17 protein-coding genes are annotated in these 18,635 nt (G+C 44.0%); 6 read left to right on the top strand and 11 right to left on the bottom strand.

What is annotated here, in order from left to right:
* Positions 1-17 precede the first annotated feature (17 nt).
* The 3 genes from UB32_RS10655 to UB32_RS10645 form a co-directional block, all read right to left on the bottom strand.
* The gene (locus UB32_RS10655; RefSeq protein ID WP_044393706.1) at positions 18-830 is read right to left on the bottom strand and encodes a carbohydrate ABC transporter permease; all 813 of its coding nucleotides are present in this window, start codon (positions 828-830) and stop codon (positions 18-20) included.
* Between the two features lie 38 nt (positions 831-868).
* Entirely contained in the window at positions 869-2,083 is a 1,215-nt protein-coding gene (locus UB32_RS10650) for a carbohydrate ABC transporter permease (protein ID WP_044393643.1), read from the bottom strand.
* Positions 2,084-2,179: 96 nt separating this feature from the next.
* Positions 2,180-3,445: an extracellular solute-binding protein gene (locus UB32_RS10645; protein ID WP_044393641.1), complete on the bottom strand. Its 1,266-nt coding sequence runs from the start codon at positions 3,443-3,445 to the stop codon at positions 2,180-2,182.
* Positions 3,446-3,561: 116 nt separating this feature from the next.
* On the opposite strand from UB32_RS10645, the gene UB32_RS10640 reads away from it, so the two are divergent.
* On the top strand, positions 3,562-4,299 hold the full coding sequence (locus tag UB32_RS10640; protein WP_044393639.1) for a helix-turn-helix transcriptional regulator: 738 nt from the start codon (positions 3,562-3,564) through the stop codon (positions 4,297-4,299).
* A 229-nt stretch (positions 4,300-4,528) separates the two neighbouring features.
* On the opposite strand, the gene UB32_RS10635 is transcribed toward UB32_RS10640, so the two are convergent.
* Positions 4,529-5,740, bottom strand: coding sequence for an MFS transporter (locus UB32_RS10635; protein WP_044393637.1), 1,212 nt, complete (start codon positions 5,738-5,740; stop codon positions 4,529-4,531).
* 188 nt (positions 5,741-5,928) lie between these two features.
* Between UB32_RS10635 and UB32_RS10630 the strand changes: the two genes are divergently transcribed.
* Both UB32_RS10630 and UB32_RS10625 read left to right on the top strand, forming a co-directional pair.
* Entirely contained in the window at positions 5,929-6,141 is a 213-nt protein-coding gene (locus tag UB32_RS10630; protein WP_044393635.1) for a hypothetical protein, read from the top strand.
* 162 nt (positions 6,142-6,303) lie between these two features.
* On the top strand, positions 6,304-6,750 hold the full coding sequence (locus tag UB32_RS10625; protein ID WP_044393633.1) for a hypothetical protein: 447 nt from the start codon (positions 6,304-6,306) through the stop codon (positions 6,748-6,750).
* A 33-nt stretch (positions 6,751-6,783) separates the two neighbouring features.
* Here the strand turns inward: UB32_RS10625 and UB32_RS10620 are convergent, their stop codons facing one another.
* From UB32_RS10620 to UB32_RS10605, 4 genes are all read right to left on the bottom strand, one after another.
* A complete protein-coding gene (locus tag UB32_RS10620; protein ID WP_128721530.1) occupies positions 6,784-9,006 on the bottom strand; it encodes a sensor histidine kinase in 2,223 nt (740 codons plus the stop codon).
* Positions 8,984-9,676 carry a response regulator transcription factor gene (locus UB32_RS10615; RefSeq protein ID WP_044393631.1) on the bottom strand — a complete coding sequence of 231 codons (693 nt, stop codon included), beginning with the start codon at positions 9,674-9,676 and terminating at the stop codon, positions 8,984-8,986. Before UB32_RS10615 ends, UB32_RS10620 begins: the two co-directional genes overlap by 23 nt.
* 336 nt (positions 9,677-10,012) lie before the next feature.
* The gene (locus UB32_RS10610; protein ID WP_044393630.1) at positions 10,013-10,477 is read right to left on the bottom strand and encodes an HAD family hydrolase; all 465 of its coding nucleotides are present in this window, start codon (positions 10,475-10,477) and stop codon (positions 10,013-10,015) included.
* 23 nt (positions 10,478-10,500) lie between these two features.
* Positions 10,501-11,403: an SGNH/GDSL hydrolase family protein gene (locus UB32_RS10605; protein WP_044393628.1), complete on the bottom strand. Its 903-nt coding sequence runs from the start codon at positions 11,401-11,403 to the stop codon at positions 10,501-10,503.
* Between the two features lie 226 nt (positions 11,404-11,629).
* Between UB32_RS10605 and UB32_RS10600 the strand changes: the two genes are divergently transcribed.
* Positions 11,630-12,877, top strand: a complete 1,248-nt coding sequence (locus tag UB32_RS10600) for a GGDEF domain-containing protein (protein WP_044393626.1) — start codon at positions 11,630-11,632, stop codon at positions 12,875-12,877.
* Positions 12,878-13,070: 193 nt separating this feature from the next.
* On the opposite strand, the gene UB32_RS10595 is transcribed toward UB32_RS10600, so the two are convergent.
* From UB32_RS10595 to UB32_RS10585, 3 genes are all read right to left on the bottom strand, one after another.
* Positions 13,071-13,451 (bottom strand): peroxiredoxin family protein, encoded by a 381-nt coding sequence (locus UB32_RS10595; protein WP_044393625.1) that lies wholly within the window; start codon positions 13,449-13,451, stop codon positions 13,071-13,073.
* Between the two features lie 15 nt (positions 13,452-13,466).
* Positions 13,467-13,814: a DsrE/DsrF/DrsH-like family protein gene (locus tag UB32_RS10590; RefSeq protein WP_044393623.1), complete on the bottom strand. Its 348-nt coding sequence runs from the start codon at positions 13,812-13,814 to the stop codon at positions 13,467-13,469.
* Between the two features lie 351 nt (positions 13,815-14,165).
* The gene (locus UB32_RS10585; RefSeq protein WP_044393621.1) at positions 14,166-15,293 is read right to left on the bottom strand and encodes an NAD(P)/FAD-dependent oxidoreductase; all 1,128 of its coding nucleotides are present in this window, start codon (positions 15,291-15,293) and stop codon (positions 14,166-14,168) included.
* A 161-nt stretch (positions 15,294-15,454) separates the two neighbouring features.
* Here UB32_RS10585 and UB32_RS10580 point away from each other — a divergent pair, with 161 nt between their 5' ends.
* A complete protein-coding gene (locus UB32_RS10580) occupies positions 15,455-16,618 on the top strand; it encodes a tetracycline resistance MFS efflux pump (RefSeq protein WP_044393619.1) in 1,164 nt (387 codons plus the stop codon).
* Between the two features lie 130 nt (positions 16,619-16,748).
* The gene (gene pepF / locus UB32_RS10575; RefSeq protein WP_044393617.1) at positions 16,749-18,566 is read left to right on the top strand and encodes an oligoendopeptidase F; all 1,818 of its coding nucleotides are present in this window, start codon (positions 16,749-16,751) and stop codon (positions 18,564-18,566) included.
* Positions 18,567-18,635: the final 69 nt, after the last annotated feature.

The following is an 18,635-nucleotide window of genomic DNA, read 5'->3' as shown; positions in this document are numbered from 1 at the left end:
CTTCACTCACTCCTAAATCATTCTTTTACGCCGCCTGAAGTCAATCCTGAAACAATCTGCTTCTGGAAAAAGAGAACAATTAACAGCGTTGGAATCGTAACAATTGTCGTAGCCGCGGCAACCTCACCCCAAAGAATTTCAAATTGGGTGCGCAAGAAGGAAATCGCAACCGGAACAGTGTGATAGCTTTTGTTTGAATTGATTGTAATCGTCAGCAGGAACTCGTTCCAGGCCGCGATAAAAACGATAATCGCCGTCGTAAATACACCGGGAGCTGCCAGCGGAAAGACGATTTTAAACAAGGTCTGTACTGGTGTTGCTCCATCCATCTTTGCTGATTCCTCCAGCGCCAGCGGAATTTGATTAAAATGGGTCACAAGGATCCAGACAGCCATCGGCAATGTAATTGTTGAATAAGGAAGAATAATGGCGTAGCTGTTCGTCCATCCTAGATCCTGGAATAAATTATAGACTGGCCCAACAACAATCATTTGGGGAAACATCGATACCGCAAGAATGATTCCTAGCAGGACATTTTTCCCTTTGAAATCAAAGCGGGAGATCGCGTACGCCGCAAATGTCGCGACAAGGACAATATAGATAGTCGTTGTGAAAGAGACAATCAAGCTCGTCTTAATTGCTCCAAGAATGCCTTTGTCAACGATTACCGTAATGAAGTTTTGCAGAGTTGGATTATCCGGTATGAATCGAAAGGCCCCATCCCCATATATTTCCCCTGACGTTTTAAAAGATGTAATCAAAATCCAGAGAAAGGGGAAGAACATTGCGAACAGATAGATCGCAATCAAAAAGCCAACAATCCATTTCATTTTTTTGCTTGTTGTGTCCACTTTTCAGTACGCCCCCTTTAGTTTTTATCCATCAAATTAGCGCCAAGGAACTTAACATAAATGGTTGCAATTACGGCAACGCAGACGAACATGATCATGACGATGACGGAACCATAGCCAAAGTTTGTCTGGGCAAACATTGCTTTATATCCATAGATTGATAAAGTTTCTGTCGCTCCGCCAGGTCCGCCGCCTGTCAATACATAGATCAGGTCAAATACCCGGAAAGCATCGAGGGTACGGAACAGCAATGCAACAAGGATCGATGGTTTGAGCAACGGGATCGTAATCGTAAAGAACTTCTGAATGGAGCTGGCTCCATCAATATCAGCCGCTTCATAGGTGTCTTTTGAAATATTCTGCAGCCCAGCTAATAGCAGCAACGCCATATATGGCGTCGTCTTCCAAACATCAGCAAGAATGGTCGAAACCATCGCACCGCCTGCTGATAGCAGCAATTCCCTGGAGTTATCGACAAGGCCGACCATTTGAAACAAGTGAGCAACAATCCCACTGCTTCCGTCATATAAATAACTCCACATCAAAGCAGCTACAGCTGTAGGAATTGCCCACGGAATCAAGGATGTCGTCCGAATGAGTCCCTTTCCTCTCATTGCTTTGTTCATGATCATCGCTAGGGCCAGGCCCAACACCAATTCAAACGCGACAGAAACAAAGGTGAAAATAGTAGTGTTGACAAGTGCAGCGCCCAGTCTGGCATCGCCTAGTGCCTGTTTATACCCCTTGAGGCCGATGAAATTGGCAGGTATAATGCTGTTTTCAATATCTTTCGCAATTAGCGGCAGGTTTTCTTCATTTGCAGTGTCATATTGCTCAGCAAGTTGTTGGACCACTTCCTGCGTCTCTTTTGAGAGAACTATCAGCTCCGTTTTCTCTTCTTTGGTAATCTTTTGGACACCTTCTTTGCCCGCAAAAGCCTTTGCTTTATCCTCTACCTTGGCAATGACTGTATCAATTTTTCCCAAAAGCACAGGATCGGTTACCTGCTGCTTGTCTTCTTCTAAAAACATCGTCAAGTAAAGCTGTGTCTCATCAAATAATTCATAATTGAACCGCTCGTTCAGATAGAGACCTGCGTTCTGTTGGTCATTAAGCCTGTAGTCAAAGAAGGTATAAGTAAATGACTGAATCACCGGCACCAATGAGAAGATCGAGATCAGCACGATAACAGGAGCAAGGAACAAAAATTCTCTCAGACCAATTTTTTTCATCTAGTTGGACACCTCTTTTCCGCTAAATCCTCCAACAAGGAGCTTGATGGAAAAAAGGCTCTAGTCAAAATAGAGCCTCCCTTACAATCAATGAATCTATTTTTTTGTTGCTTCTTCGATTGCTTTTACTGCTTCTTCCAGTCCTTCACCAGTGCTCAAATATTTATGGGCATTTATCTGGATTGTATCAGACACCTTGGAGTACTCAGGAGAAACTGGACGAGCAATCGTATTCGACAATGCATTTTTGAATCCTTCGTAAGAAAGCATATCATTGGAAGAAATGACTTCCTGATCCTCTAATAGTTCATTGAAGCCTGGCAGATAGCCTCCGACAGTGGACATGGTTTTCTGGCCTTCCTTGCCTGAGACAAACTTAACAAATTCCCATGCACCATCTACATTCTTGGAGGACTTATTGATGCTTAGCAGCCAGCCGCCGACCGATCCGCCATTTGGCAGCGGAGCAATGCCTACTTGGTCAACGGTAACTTTAACACCATCTTCCTGCCCTTTGATACGGCCAAATTGATACGGCCAGTTACGTGCAAAAACGGCATTTCCTTGTTCGAACGTTGTATGTGTTTCCCCTTCCGTAAAGTTAAGAAGGTCTTGCGGAGCCCAGGCAGCATTAGTGAAGGCATACATCTGTTCTAGTCCGCCTTTCACATCTTCAAATGACTTCGAAAATTCATTCACATTGACCGTCAAGCCTTCATACTGTTTGGACTGGTATAGGAAACCAAATTTCGTTCCGCCTTGGCCGGTGTATTTTTCAGCCATGGCACCTAGGTCCGCATACGTATACTTCCCGCTATCAAGCTTGGCTGCATCCTCTTGGCTGACAATATCCTTGCGGTAGTATAGCAGACCGAGGTCAGGAAAGAATGGCAGGGTGAATTGCTTGCCTTGATAGTTCCCTGAAGCCATCGATCCACTGTTGAAATCATCCTTGCTTATTCCTTCTTCTTTCATGCGGGCATCGATCGGTTCCAAATAACCTGCCCCTGCAAATTCACCAGCCCATACAACATCGAGTGACAGGATGTCGTATTCATCTGAACCGCTCGATAAAGAAGTTAAAAGCTGATCGTGCATCTGCGCTGAATCGTTCGTCATTTCAACCCATTCCACTTTGTACTGATCCTGGCTTTTGTTAAACTCATCGATCAGCTGTTTTGTCGCTGGTGTATTATCATTCTGGGCAGCGAATTTCAAGGTAACTGTTTCCGCTGTTTTTTCTTTGTCTACAGCTGCACCGTTGTCCCCTTCTTTTGTTGTTGTACCAGAGTTTCCGCTGCAGCCTGCAATGATTCCAGCAACAAGTGCAACCGTTACGAATATGGACCACCATTTTTTCACTGTAATGCCCCCTTATATAAAAGATATTGATTCACTTGAATTATAAGCCGCAAGCGCTTACAATTATATTAAATAATTCATATTTTTAATAAATTCATAATGTATCGAGGTGAAAAATGACCACTTCCATCAGCCCCTCCATCATAAAACAGTTTCTATTATCAAGAGTGAGAAACCAACAGGAAAATTATTTGCATCCTCCATACAATCTAGAGGAACAGCTAATGGAGGCTCTTTCAAAAGGAAAAGAAGAACTTGCCTTCGATATCCTCAAGCGAATCAACAAGCTAAAAGGTGCAAAACTGGCGAACGATCCGGTCAGATCCCGCAAAAATAGTCTTATTGCAATGTGTACTCTTTTCACCCGTGCGATCATTAAGGGAGGCGTCCACCCAGAGACCGCTTTCCATCTCAGCGATACTTATATTTTAGAATTGGAAAAATACCAGACATTGGATCCCATCGAAATGCTCGAATACGATATGCTACAGCACTTTTTAAAAACACTGAAAGATGAAAGCTCCAATCATAACTATAGCCGCACCGTCAATCAGGCAATCTCTTACATTTATGAAAACATCTTAAAGGACCTTTCCCTCGAGATTGTTGCAGCAAATGTGTTTGTCCACCCTAATTACCTATCGGGAAAATTCAAACGGGAGGTAGGCATTTCCATCACGGAGTTCATCAACAAAAGACGAATTGAGGAATCAAAATACTTCATCCTCCATACAGACACCTCGATATCGGATATAGCCTTGTTGTTCAAATTCTGCAACCAAAGCTACTATACAGTGCTTTTTAAAAAATATAACAGCATCACACCTAGGGAATTCAAGGAAATAAGCCAGTAATGCCAACAGAAACATAATACTAGCGCAAGCCCTAGCCTGTTTCAAAATAATAGCGAGTTTTCGATTTTTATAGCGACTTGGAAATCATCTCTCCCCAAATTTTATATTTGTCATGATTTTCACTAAAACTACTGCAATAAGGGCATCTTCCAAACAGAATGATACCCTTATACGAGCAATTTCAGCTCTATAAGGGCATCTTTCTTTCAAAAAGAGCGGGCTTTTCCTTTTAAGTTTGGGCAAGCTCTTTCTGCTTTGTTTCTGTGCCCCAGAAAAATACGGCTGCGGCACCGATCAGGATGGCGATGCAAAAAATCGTAAAAATGGCGGTGATGGATAGGTTTTGTGCTGATAAATATGGTACCATCAGCGGACCGGCTATGCCGCCGACCCGGCCAAAGGATGCAGCCATTCCCGCCCCGGAGCCGCGGATGGTTGTTGGGTACTGTTCAGGTGTATAAGCATAAAGTGCACCCCAGGCACCTAAGTTGAAAAACGACAGCAGAATGCCGGTGATAATCAGCAATGCCAGAGAATCTGCCGTTCCAAAGAAGTAGGCGCTGACGGCTGTTCCAATTAAATACCCTACCAGCACGAACTTCCGGCCTGCTTTTTCAATCAGCCATGCGGCGGTGAAATATCCCGGCAATTGAGCAAGCGTCATGATCAAGACATACTGGAAGCTCTTGATCAAGGTGAAGCCCTTCATCACCATCACGCTTGGCAGCCAGAGAAACATGCCATAATAAGAAAATACGACAGTAAACCAGAGAATCCAAAGCATCGCCGTTCTCTTGAAATGTTCTCTTGACCATACCTCTGAAATGCTTTCCCAAATCGTCAGCCGTTCTTTTTTGGCAACCGCCAGGAACCTTGGTGAATCAGGCAGGTTGATGCGCAGATACAGCGCATATAATCCCGGCAATGCACTCAGAATCAATGCCATTTGCCAGCCGAAATTCGGAATGATGAAGTAAGAGATTAACGCAGCAACAAGCCAGCCTGCAGCCCAGAAGCTTTCGAGCAGGACCACGACGCGTCCGCGTTTTTCAGCAGGGACACTTTCGGCAACAAGTGTGGAAGCAACTGGCAGTTCACCGCCCAATCCTAGCCCAATCACAAATCGTAACAACAAAAAGAAGGATAAGCTCGTTGCCAGCGCAGAGATTCCACTTCCGACAGAGAAAAGCAATAAGGTAATGATAAAGACGTTTTTCCGGCCAATCCTGTCAGCAAGCAATCCAAACACTAAGGCACCGACTGCCATTCCAATCGAGTTCACGCTGCCGATCCAGCCCATCTCCTTGCCTGTTAATCCCCAATCTACCTGCAAGGCTGCGATGACAAAGGACAAAATTCCCACATCCATCGCATCAAACATCCAGCCTAGTCCGGCAATTCCTAACAGCTTCTTTTCTGATATTTCCTGTGACTTTTTCATAAAAACCTCCTGCCGCATTAGCGTGTAAAACTAGTTTCCCTAAAAAAAATTGTTTTACCACCATGAATCTGTTGCTTCTCTATCTTACCATGTGTCTTTACACTAGTCATGATCTAACGCTTGTCCCGGTAAATATTTTTTTGGAATTAGCAAATAGTATAGCTAGATACGAAAACCGGGGTGTTGATATGATAAAAACTCGAACGAACGCTCCTCCCTTTCTGCTGCTGGCTGCTGTTCATGTCTTGCTTTTTTTCCTATTAACGATCAACAGACGGCAAAAGCAGATTTGGACGCTGCTGTTCTCAAATATTGGATTGGCCTATTTTTTTGAGTACCTAGTCCTTATTTTATTAAAAGGCTACTCCTATAAGCCAAATATTCATAAAAACGGCGCCTGACCAATTTCTCGGGGCAATTTTATCGCAGGGATTCTATGTTCCCATTACTGCTACCTTGCTACCCTTGTACCGGAAAAATCGGTACTGGAAGCTTTCCATCACGCTGATTTATTATGCGATTGAACGATTATTCCTGCGCTTGAAAATCTATAAAGTATACTGGTGGAAGCCATCCTATACGGTATTCTTTCTAATGGTTTATTTTTCGATCGGCGATTGGTTTTACCGCGCCCTGATTGCGAAAAAAAATCAGTGTTGGTGCTTGCCCAATACTTGACGACTGAGGTCATTGGGCTTACTTGGATCTATCTATCTTCAGTCGGAAGAAAGGTACGCTTTTGGCCGAGAAGGTATCATTCATGGCATGAGCATTTCGTTCTTGCTCCACTCTATAGTTTGGTTTGCGCTGTTTTCTTTGTCAGCAACTCTTCGAAGCAGGGAGTGCTTCCAAGGCTGAACATGTTTATAGGATTAACTGGAATGGATTGGATTATGAAGCAGGCGCGCCTATTAAAAATGGGGACGAACAAGCTCTGGAATAGCTTTTTTCATGCAGGGATGATCGTGCTATCAAGGATTCTGTATATAAAAATCCGCCAAAAACAGTAAACACCCCCTCTGCCTGGCAAAGGGGGTTGTTGATTAAGCGTATTGGTCCAGCGTGATCGTCACCTTGAACAGGTCGCCATCGACGTCGATCTCAAGTGAGCCTCCGTGCAGGTCGATGATGGATTTAGCGATTGCGAGCCCTAGTCCGGATCCCTCTGTATGACGCGACTGATCACCGCGTTTGAAGCGCTCGAACAGTTCACCCTGGTCATCGCCCAGCTCGTATTTGGTAATATTTTTAAAGAGGAGCACTACCTGGTTTTGGTCTGCTTTTACCGAAATATACACTCTCGTATTTTCCAGTGCATACTTCAGAATATTGCCAATCAGATTATCGAAAACTCTCCAGAGCTTTTGCCCGTCTACATAAACATAAATCGAATGATCTGGCTGTGTTACGCGCAGCTGTAGAGAGGACTGACTCAGCGCTTCATTATGCTCGGCTAAAGCTTGCTGCAGCAGCTGATTAATGTCCACCTTTTCCTTGTGAAGGTCAATATTTCCGCTCGCCATTTTTGTTGCCTCGAACAGGTCGTCGATCAACACTTTCAGCCGTTTCGATTTACGGTCGAGGATTTCGATATAGGAGGCCTGATCCTCCTGGTCTAGGTCAGGCGTTTTGAGAAGCTCTGTATAGGTGATAATCGAAGTAAGCGGCGTCCTGAGATCATGGCTTACATTGGTAATCAACTCCGTTTTCAGCCGTTCACTTTTTGCCTGTTCCTTGTTGGAGACATTCACAGCCGTTCGCAGGTCATTAATATTGGCAGCATGCCTAGCGATTGCCGACTTGCCTTTCACCGGTATGTTCGCGCCTAAATTTCCTGCAGCCAGTTCCTCTGTATGCGTCAATACTTTATTCAGATAGCCAGCCTTGCTCATGATTAGGATGAAAAGTGGCAAATTGACCACTCCAAATGCGAAAGCTATTACGATTACATGCCCTCCGCCCGCTACAAGGACCGCTACGAACAGCATGCCCATTGCAAATACAATCCCGAGAAGAATGAGCAGCTGGAAACCAATGCTCTTGATGAAAAACGCATTTACAATGGCATGATAGCTTTTTGCTACTATCGTTTTTTTCATTTCCTCCTCAAACTTTGGCCAATCGTTGCGATACTCAGAAAGAAAGCTCAGCTGGATCCAGGCGAATGCCAGCAAGGAAGCTGCTACAATCAGGCTGACAATCAAGTCGATAACATTCGCAAAGAAATTTTCATGATAATACACAAATTGTTGATTAATCAGAGACATTGACAGCAACAGGAAAAACAAGGTTGTTAAAAGTATTCCTGCTCTAACGTCCAGCGGGATTTTCCTATAAAGGGGCTTCCACTGATCAAAAGAACCAACTACGGTTGCCAGTTTTCTTTTTCCGAGGAAATAGCTCGCAATCAAGGTAGCGATGCTAGTTAGGAGATAACCGAAAAAGAGTGTTTGACCCTTTTGGTAGTCTCGATAATTCATGATCACGCTGTTTTTTTCTGACGCATGCTTGGAAAGTCCGATTTGGCCGGTCACCTCCCGGTCTTTATGATTTCTTAAAATTTCTTCAGCCACTTCATTAAAAGGCATAAATATTTCATACATGTAGATATTTTGCAGGTTCTCGTAATCCTGTAAATAATACATTTCCTTTTTATTCAGATAGTCAGAGGCCGTTTTTCCCTTCGAAATGGTAAGATTCGTATAGACTTCGCCTGTTGCATTGTCTTTCAGGTAATATTTGAAGGCACCCTCTAGATTATTGAATTCACGTTGGTAACTTTGCAGCCCCTTGTAAAATTCATCAATCTTCTTTTCTTTTTCTTTCACAACTTTAGCGCGGACATATTCATCGCTCTTGAAATTCTCTGTTATGTCCGCGACTTTTGCGTCTCTTTCCTTCTTAAGGACCGCTTCGACCGCCTTGTTTCCTGTATCATTTGCAACCTGAATTTGATCTTCATATTGCATTCTGATATTGGAAATTTGCTCTGCAAGGTTTCCATATCTTGTTCGATGTTCTTCTATTTCCTCATCAGTAACGGTAATCTGCTTTTTCATTTCTGCTTTTGGCATTCCATAAAGCTCGTAGACATTCAACATCGCGATAAACTGATCCATTTGTGAGTTGAATTCCTGCGACTGAAAATAATTCCCCTGCACATATCGGCTGCTGTTTGTCAGCAAGGAAAAAATCCCGCTCAAACCAAATGCCATCAAGAGCACCCATGCCGCAAATACATACTTACTTTTCAATTTTGTATCCAATCCCCCACACCACCTTCAAAAATCTCGGATTCTTTGGATCGATCTCTATTTTTTCGCGGATCTTGCGAATATGAACGGCTACCGTATTTTCGGCATTGTAACTCGGCTCTTTCCATACTCGCTCATAAATATCATGAATGGAGAACACTCTGCCGGCATTTGTCATCAATAGCTCGAGCATCTTGTACTCGATTGGCGTCAGTCTTACCGGTTCTCCATGTGCGGTGACCTCCTTCGAGGACTGGTCAAGTGTCAAGCCCTTTAGATCGATCACCTTCGTCTTCCCTTCGTATGTACCGAGCGAGACATATCTCCTGAGCTGCGATTTTACTCTTGCGATCAATTCGAGCGGGTTGAACGGCTTCGTCACATAATCATCCGCTCCGACTTGTAGCCCGAGGATTTTATCGGTATCCTCTGCTTTCGCGCTCAAAATGATGATCGGGATATTCTTGTCTTCCCGAATTCGGAACGTCGTCGTAATCCCATCCTGACGCGGCATCATCACATCGAGCAGGATCAAATGCACCGGCTGCTCGTTCAGCTTCTCGATCGCCTCGATCCCATCCGCTGCCTTGATAACTTTGATTCCCTCGTTCTTTAAATAAATCTCAATCGCATCCCGTATCTCCTTTTCATCATCTACGACAAGCACATTGTATTGCTCCAAGTGGAATAACCCCCTTCCCTTCTTGTTTATTCTAGGCGATGAACCTTAATATACACTGAGCATAAATCTTAAGATTTTCTTAATAATGGAAAAAGTGGTGTGTGAATCTATTATATATTTTTTTTACAAAAAAAATCGGCTCAATATCCTGGATATTGAGCCGATTGGGTGAGTTTCGCGCCTGTGATGAATTCCCCTGAATCTTTTTATTGGCGGTTTTCACAATTTTATTGGCGATTTTTGCGTTTTATTGGCGAAAAATAAATTTATTGGCGATTCCGCGCTACTTATTGGCGAAAATAGCTACCAATTAGTGTTCCTGCATTTTTTTCATTTCTACTTTCGAAGCGTTGCGATCAACCGCTTAGGATTCAGCAACAAGTCCAACGCGTCATTGATATTTTCAATCACTAGGTCGCTTTTCAGAAGCGTTGCTGTTGCGCAGCCTTCTCTTCCGGTTATCGCCACAGCAAGATCGGATTCGGCGAACATCGCTTCATCATTTGCACCATTGCCCATGGAGAGGACGCCAGTTAGACTCCGGACAAATTCTCCCTTTTCACCTGTATGATTCTCTGATTGTAGAATTTGTACCGTGACAGGCAATCCCTCACACTGTCGAGCCACACTTCCATTTGTATCGGCAGTAATAACATGAATCTCCACTTCCCTACTAAGCAGCTGAATTCTATCCCCAACGCCTGGGATCAGCTCCCCGCCAAAAGCAATGGTTCCGTTAAAATCCAAGACCAGATGATGCAATTGGTACTGTCCTCTCCCTGGTATGTTCCAAGCAAGCATGCAGATTCCCCCTCATTTTTGTATTAGCTAGTATAGCTTCCTTTCGTTCCATTCGCAAACCCGTTGTGTTCATTCTGTTTAAGGAATAGCTCGAGTTGATGAGCGGCGATCATCCCCGCTGTACTGTTTAAATGGATGCCGTCCGTTAGCAGCAAGTATCCATTTGCATACGAGATGCGGTCAAGACTGTGCCCAAATACAAGATGGTCGATGACCAATTTCTTGTAGAGCTTCCAACTATTTTTAAGCGATCCTCCTCTCGTCTCGTTTTTTCCCTTTAAATAAGCTTTTAACTTTTCGTTAAAAGGAAGATAGGAAACATGATGCATAGCGGCAATGTTTTTTATCCCCTCATTGTATTGGTCCAATTCCATATTCTCTTTTGAAAAGAGATTTTCACCGGCTACCGGCAGCGACATAAGTCCGATTTTCGCAGAAGTCTCCACTTTCAATCTAGAAACAATCAGGGAAAGATTCTTTTCGTATACCAGTAAAGACGGTTTCTCGCTTTGCTTTGCTAACTTGGTGTTCTTCCTGGCAAACTCCGGTGCTATTTTAACCGCAGCGTCGTTTAACCCAACTAGGACGACTACAAAATCTGGCTGGCAGGCAATTACGTCTTCCAGGCGCTGGAGGACATCATAAGCTGTACTCCCATTCACGCCAGCATTGATAAATTGATAATCCTTGCAGCTTCGTCTCCTGGCTGCATCATCAACAAAATTGTAGCTAATCGTACCGTGAACTATATCACCGCCGATGACAGCAACCAGTTTTTTTCCTTCCTGGCGCGAGCCTTTTTCGATAAAAGCCTGCGGATTGTTGGCAGGCAATTGCATCAACCTGCTCTTCCGCTGATGGTACTTGGATATACCCGTCACAGCGAACACCAAAAGCAGCAAAATCCCGCCAAATAGCAGCTTCATTTCCATCCCTCTCCAACAATAATTAATTAAATATTCTGAAAATGTTTCTTATATTTTTTTGATAACCGGTGACTTTTTATGCTTATAAAGATATTATAGACTTTTATGATCGACTACAGAAAGGGAAACGCCCACAAAATTTGCACAAATCAAAAAATTATTTTGCAACTGTAATTATGATTAGGATAAAATTAGGGTGTACGTTTGGAGAGGGGACTTTTTTCCTATGCTGAAAGCTAGGTTATATGATTTTACATTATTTTTTGCTGCCATTGCTGCTGCTTTTGGGCTGGGTGTCTTTACCTTAGATAAAAATGTATTTTTCATTGCATTGTTTATTTATTGGTTGTTTTCTAGCCTTTATAATCATTTGCGGATTACTGCGCAAAACGGAACAATAAAATTCGACTATGGCATCAGCTACAGTCTATCCTTTGGAATTTTTGCAGGACCAATCGGATTATTCATTTTTGAGACAATCTACCGGTTCACCGTTTATTTTACAAGGAAACGTTCCAACACCGCTGATAAAGATGAATTTTGGGACACATTTTACAATATTGGTGCACATGCGCTGAACTACTCGATTGGTTTCTTTTTGTATCAATGGGGACACGAAGCGTTCACCAACATCCCATTTGGTTTTTGGATTTTGATGTTGATGCTGACAGTGATCACTACTTTGATTTCCTATACTTTTTTGTCGACCGCTTTTTTTATGATGGGCGAAATGAAGGATTTCAAGCAGGCTATCCGATTTTTCCGGGAGAGCAATAATTGGCTTGATCTCGGTAAAACAGCGTTCACGAATGGCCTGCTGCTGTTGCTATTGATGAAACAGGAATGGGAAATGGTTGTCGGCCTGTTCATTCTCAACTATCTGGTAAGCCGCTCGTTCCATTCGAAGTCACAAAGTATCAAAAACAAGATTGAACGGGACAAGTTTAAACAAATGGCCTATACAGACTTTCTGACCAGGATTCCGAACAGAGCATGGATGGATAAAACAATGTGCGAATTAAACGATACGGATGAAACAATAGCCATCGTCGTTGCTGATATCGATAAGTTCAAGCTGGTCAATGACTCTTATAATCACGCAGTAGGGGACCGGGTCATCCTGCATTTTGCCAATACGCTAAAATCCTATTTGTCCACGGAAGACTACCTATTCCGCAGCGGTGGCGAAGAGTTCACCATAATTCTGAGAAAGAAATCGCTTAGCCAAACCATCGATCTCGTCGAAAAAATTCGCCATGGAGTCGAAACAAGCTCCGTCGAGGTCGAATACCAATCGGAGAAGCATCAAATTACAATCACCTCTTCTTTCGGGCTATATTACTTTCAAGTGAATCAGTATACTTCCATGGAAAAAGGCTATATACACGCCGACCAGCTTTTGCTGAAATCGAAGGAGCTCGGCAAAAATAGAGTCACCTTCAAAAACGGATTTTCCGAGAAGATCTCTGTTTAACGCTGCAGGTTTTTTGGCAACTTTGGTGCCCTGCAGCCCGAACCTGTCATGATTCCGTGGTTTTCTTGACAACTTTGCCTCTCTGCAACCTAAACCTGTCAAGATTCCATCGTTTTCTTGACAACTTCGCCTCCCTGCACCCTGAACCTGTCATGATTCCATCGTTTTCTACTCGGATAGCTGCTAATTCATCTTAAAAATGCATGAATAAATCTGCGGATGCTGCTTCATTTAATAGCCATTTAATTGGTACTTGTTCGGCTGGATGGATGAATTCAAAATTGTCTTTTACATCCAGATCAACGACATACAGCTGGGCACCCATTTTGACAGCAATTCCCAGGAGTTCATGGACGGATGCTACGCCAAAGTCATTCAATGCGTTTGAAAGATACTTCAGCTCCTCGGACGGGACCGAAACATACCGTTTATCAAGGATGTTGACCCCTTTCCGGGAAAAGGCAAGGATGACATCCGCACCTGAGGAAGCAGCGCCAACTGCAACATTCAAGGGTGGATAAGCAGACTCCAGTTCATCATGCAACGCCATTACTACTACTTTCTTTTTCTCCATCAGTTCTTCCCCCCATCAGTAACTTAGCACTGCATCCGCCTGGTAAGCGGCTTCCAAAAAAGTTACCACTCCTGCCAATTCTGCTCCTTCCACAAGTTCCAGCCCATCGGCGATCAGCACATTCATCTGGCAGCCATAAAACTTGATTCCTAAATCCATCGCCTGCTTCATCAGTTTTTGCAAATCGATATTATGGGTTCTCTCCACCATTTTCAAATACCGTTTATCCAATACCCTTGCACCATCCAAATCAAAGAAAAGCGCTACCTCATTTTCTTCCTCTGCTTTTTTCAGCGCTTTTTTCAAAACAAAAGGAACATTGGAGCTCAACGAAACGAAATAAACAAATTTCTTTTTGGCCATCAGCGACCCTTCTTCCGCTTAATTTGCTTACGCTTTCATTTCTAGAAAATATAAACTGTTTGCACTATTATTATATACCTAATGTGGTATTTTAGAAACTTAAAATCTCTGGTGTTAAATGTATCTCCTTGTCCAAGATTGCCAGCTTGATAGCCTTTCGAGAACCGGACTTGCTATTTATTGAATTCCGTCTGATCAAACTGTCGTGGAGGGAATTCAGTTTATCAGCTGTGCTTTTTCCGCCCTTCCATTGCATACAAATGGTTCTCCCTGCTTTCTAGTAAACACTGATTAAGTGTTATACCCGCTATGCAGGGATTTATATGCGTTTCAATTCCTATATTTCATTGCCTAGGAAATATCCTTGGTGATTGCTTCTGATAGATTGTATAAGGCGAGATCGATATCAAGTTCTTTTCCTGTTGCTAATTTTGCAAGCTGGTAACCAAGATAAGGACCGACTGTCAGGCCGGAAGACCCGAGTCCATTTGCCAAGTAAAGATTCTCGAATCCTGGAACGGCGCCGATAATCGGGAGAAAGTTCGGAGCGACTGGCCGAAAACCAACCTTGGTTTCAAGAAAGGTTGCATCAGCTAGGCCAGGTGCCAGCTCCAGACCTTTATCGATGATTTCCTGCATCCCGCCTAACGTCGGCCGCAAGTCAAATCCCATATCGTTTTCATGGGTGGCGCCCATCACTACCTTTCCGTCTGCGAATGTCACAATATACGCAGCATTTGGCGGCATTACAACAGGCCATTCTCCTGTATCCTCGTTTTCAAGCTGCAAATGGATGATTTGGGCTTTTTGCGGAGTGATCTTTAGCTCCATTCCAAGTGGCTTTACTAGCTCAGGCGCCCATGCACCTGCTGTGATTATGAACTTGTCCGCCTCTAGCCTCGTTCCGTTGATCGTAACCGCTGTTACCTGGCCATCGCTAAAATCAAGAGCAGCATTACCTGCTATCCATTTGGCACCGTGTTTTTTGGCAGCAGCTAATAATGCCAGCCGCAGAAGACGGCCATCCACGCGCGCGGCCCCGCTTACATGGACAGAAGCATATTTCGTCGCTAACGGCGGAAATAACGCCTTTGTTTCCTTTTCGCTTAGCTGGCGGATATCGCCTATTTCGGGTGCCATTTCCCGTCTTTGTATCGCTCTTTCTACTATTTTTCGAATTTTATCTGAAGCGATATCTACGCTTATCGCTCCAGTTTGCTGATACCCGGTTTCCTGTTCCCCGTCGTTTTCTAGCTGCTGGATCAGCGAGTGATAATAAGCCGCACCATTTATCGCCAAAAAATACCAAGCCTTGTTCCGCCGCTGACTCAGCCACGGACAGATAATTCCGGCTGCTGCATTTGTTGCCTGTCCTGGCTCCTCTCGGTCAATAATTGTTACGCTCTTTCCGTCCTTTGCTAAATGAAAAGCAGTTGAGGCACCGAGAATCCCTGCTCCGATCACCACATATTTTTCCATCCCTACACCTTTTTCTGTAAAAATTTCTTATTACCCATATTACAGAAAATCTGTTTCAGACTCAAAACCAATAAATGAAAATATCAGGTCAACTTTTCGCTATACCCCTGCTCTTCTGATATAATTTTCAATATCGTTAACTTAATGGAGTGAATATGCGAATGAATACAAAGAAGGCTCTGCCTATTTTATTTTTAGTTATGTTTCTTGTGATGGTCGGGTTTGGGATCATCATTCCCGTCATCCCTTTTTATGCGGAGGAAATCGGGGCATCCCCTACACAACTTGGACTGTTGATGGCGGTTTACTCGCTGATGCAATTTTTATTCGCACCGATGTGGGGTCGCATTTCGGACAGGGTAGGGAGAAAACCAGTCATCATGATTGGCATTCTTGGCTTGGCTCTCTCCTTTTTTCTGATGGCTCTGTCTACTCAGCTTTGGATGCTGTTTGCAGCGCGGATTATCGGCGGATTTTTGTCATCAGCCAATATGCCAACGGTGATGGCCTATGTCGCAGATATCACCTCAGAAGAGGACCGCGGAAAAGGGATGGGAATCATCGGAGCTGCTGTTGGACTTGGCTTCATCTTTGGACCAGCGATCGGTGGCGTATTTTCAAAAACAAGTTTGAGCACCCCTTTTTACATTGCAGGTGCCACATCCCTAGTCACATTCCTAGTTGTCACTTTTGTTTTAAAGGAGTCGCTTTCAGCAGATCAGCGCACTAGTCAGCAACGAGAGCGGAGTTCACTAGTGAAAGCCGTCGGAGAACCTTTGTCGTTTTTGTTTTTGCTTCAGTTATTTGTTTCCCTTTCTTTATCTGGTCTCGAAGCTACTTTTGCCTATTTTGCCGCGGAAAAAGCTGCTCTCGGTTCGGTTCAATTGGGCTATATATTCATGATCATGGGACTTGCCGGTGCGGTTGTCCAAGGTGGTTTAGTCGGAAGATTGACGAAAACACTCGGCGAAGGGAAGGTCATTCAGCTTGGCATTGTTGTATCGGCGATCGGGTTTGGCTTGATTCTTCTGACGGAGAGTTTTGGCACGGCCGCTCTTTACCTGACCATTTTTGGAATTGGCAATGGATTGATTCGGCCAAGCGTTTCTTCCCTTTTAACCAAGAAATCTACGACAGGCCATGGTGGAACAACTGGGCTCCTGTCGTCCTTTGACTCGCTCGGCAGAATTATCGGACCGCCATTAGGCGGATGGCTGTTCTCGATTGCAATTGGATTGCCGTATATTTCAGGAATTATTCTTTCTGCTATCGCTTTCCTTTTATACCATTTTTACAGTGTTCGTACCGTTAAACAGGAAGCATAATTCATGCAAAATGGTAATAAAGACGGCTCAACAGCCGTCTTTTTATATTGATTTTTCAAAATATTTCATTTTCTCTCTAACATTGTTTCGATATTCGTAGTATTATGGAAGGACAAAGGAGGAGATAAAAATGAATCAAACGGTGGAAAAACGTCTTGTTCGCTCAGAAATTGCTGAATCATTGACATGGGATCTTACTGATCTTTTCCGTTCGGAGCAAAAATGGATCGAGGCATTAGAGGAGATTGAGTCCGAAGTAAAAAAATTCGACGACTACAGGGGAACCTTACATACAAGGCCGAAAGCATTACTGGAATGCCTGTCTGCCCAGGAAGAGTTAACTCAGAAATTGGTCAAGGCCCATACATATGCAAGTCTGAAGCAGTCCGCAGACGGCACTGACCCAGCTAATCAGGCTAACTCCGCAAAGGTTGGATCGATCGTCACGAAAGCGATGGCTGCCCTATCCTTTATTTCATCAGAAATTCTCGAGTTTGAGGAAGGCAAAGTGGAAGAATTCATTCAAGCAGAGGAAGGACTCCTGCCTTTCAAAAAGACGCTCCTGGAGCTTCTCGACACGAAAAAGCATAAATTATCACCCGAAACGGAGCAAGTCCTCGCTGCTTTAGGGGAAGTTCATTCAGCGCCTTACCACATTTACAATATGGCAAAACTAGCGGATATGGAGTTTTCGTCCATCATGGACGAAGAAAACAACGATTTGCCAGTCTCCTTTGCGCTATTTGAGAGCCGATATGAATTTTCACCGAATCCTTATATCCGTAGAAAAGCCTATGAATCTTTTGTTTCCACCCTTAAACAGTATAAGAACACCATCGCTGCCACCTATGCAACTGAAGTAAAAAAACAGGTGACTCTTGCAAGGCTGAGGAAGTATGAATCCGTTACTGCAATGCTTTTGGAACCACAGCAGGTTACAAAGGAAATGTACAACAATCAAATTGATATCATTTACAAGGAACTGGCCCCGCATATGCGCCGGTTTGCTCAATTAAAGCAGAAGGTACTTGGTTTGGATAAAATGATGTTTTGTGACTTGAAGGCTCCATTCGATCCTGACTTTGACCCTGAAATTAGTTTTGATGAGGCACAGCAGTTGATTACTGATTCTTTGAAGATTATGGGACCTGATTATACCGCAATGATTGAAAAAGGCTTTGCAGAAAGATGGGTCGACCTTGCTGATAATGTCGGGAAATCTACCGGGGCATTTTGCTCAAGCCCATATGGATCGCACCCATATATCTTGATCACCTGGGCGGACAATATGCGCGGCTGCTTCACGCTGGCCCATGAGTTCGGCCATGCAGGCCATTTCTTCCTAGCGAATAAAAATCAGCGTATCATGAACGTGCGCCCATCCATGTACTTCATAGAGGCGCCTTCGACAATGAACGAAATGCTTTTGGCCCAATACCTTCTTGAAAAAAATAAGGATAACCCGCAGATGATTCGCTGGGTCGTCCTGCAGCTGCTAGGAACCTATTATCATAATTTTGTGACCCACCTACTTGAGGCTGAATTCCAGCGTCGTGTTTATGCCCATGCAGAAGCAGGCAATGCGCTTACGGCGACAACCCTTACTGAAATGAAAACAGAGGTCCTGACCGGTTTCTGGGGCGATACAGTCGAAATCGATGAAGGAGCGGGACTCACATGGATGCGTCAGCCTCATTACTATATGGGCTTGTATCCATACACCTATTCTGCCGGTCTGACTGCATCGACTGCTGTTTCGCAGTTGATTCAGGAGCAAGGCCAGCCAGCTGTCGACCGCTGGCTTGAGGTGCTCCGCGCAGGCGGAACGATGAAGCCGCTAGAATTACTGAAGCATGCCGGCATCGATATGTCGACTCCCGAACCTGTACGAAAAGCCGTCAGTTATGTAGGATCTCTAATTGACCAACTAGAAGCATCCTATCAATAAAAAAGCGCTTTGTTCAGCCCCGACAAGCGCTGCCCGCCGATAACGCCACGTCCTGTGGCTGGCGGGGCT

Origin of the sequence: Mesobacillus subterraneus (assembly GCF_000934845.1) — a bacterium.
In the GTDB taxonomy this organism is placed as follows: Bacteria; Bacillota; Bacilli; order Bacillales; family Cytobacillaceae; genus Mesobacillus; species Mesobacillus stamsii.
This window is presented reverse-complemented; position numbering and strand designations above follow the sequence as displayed.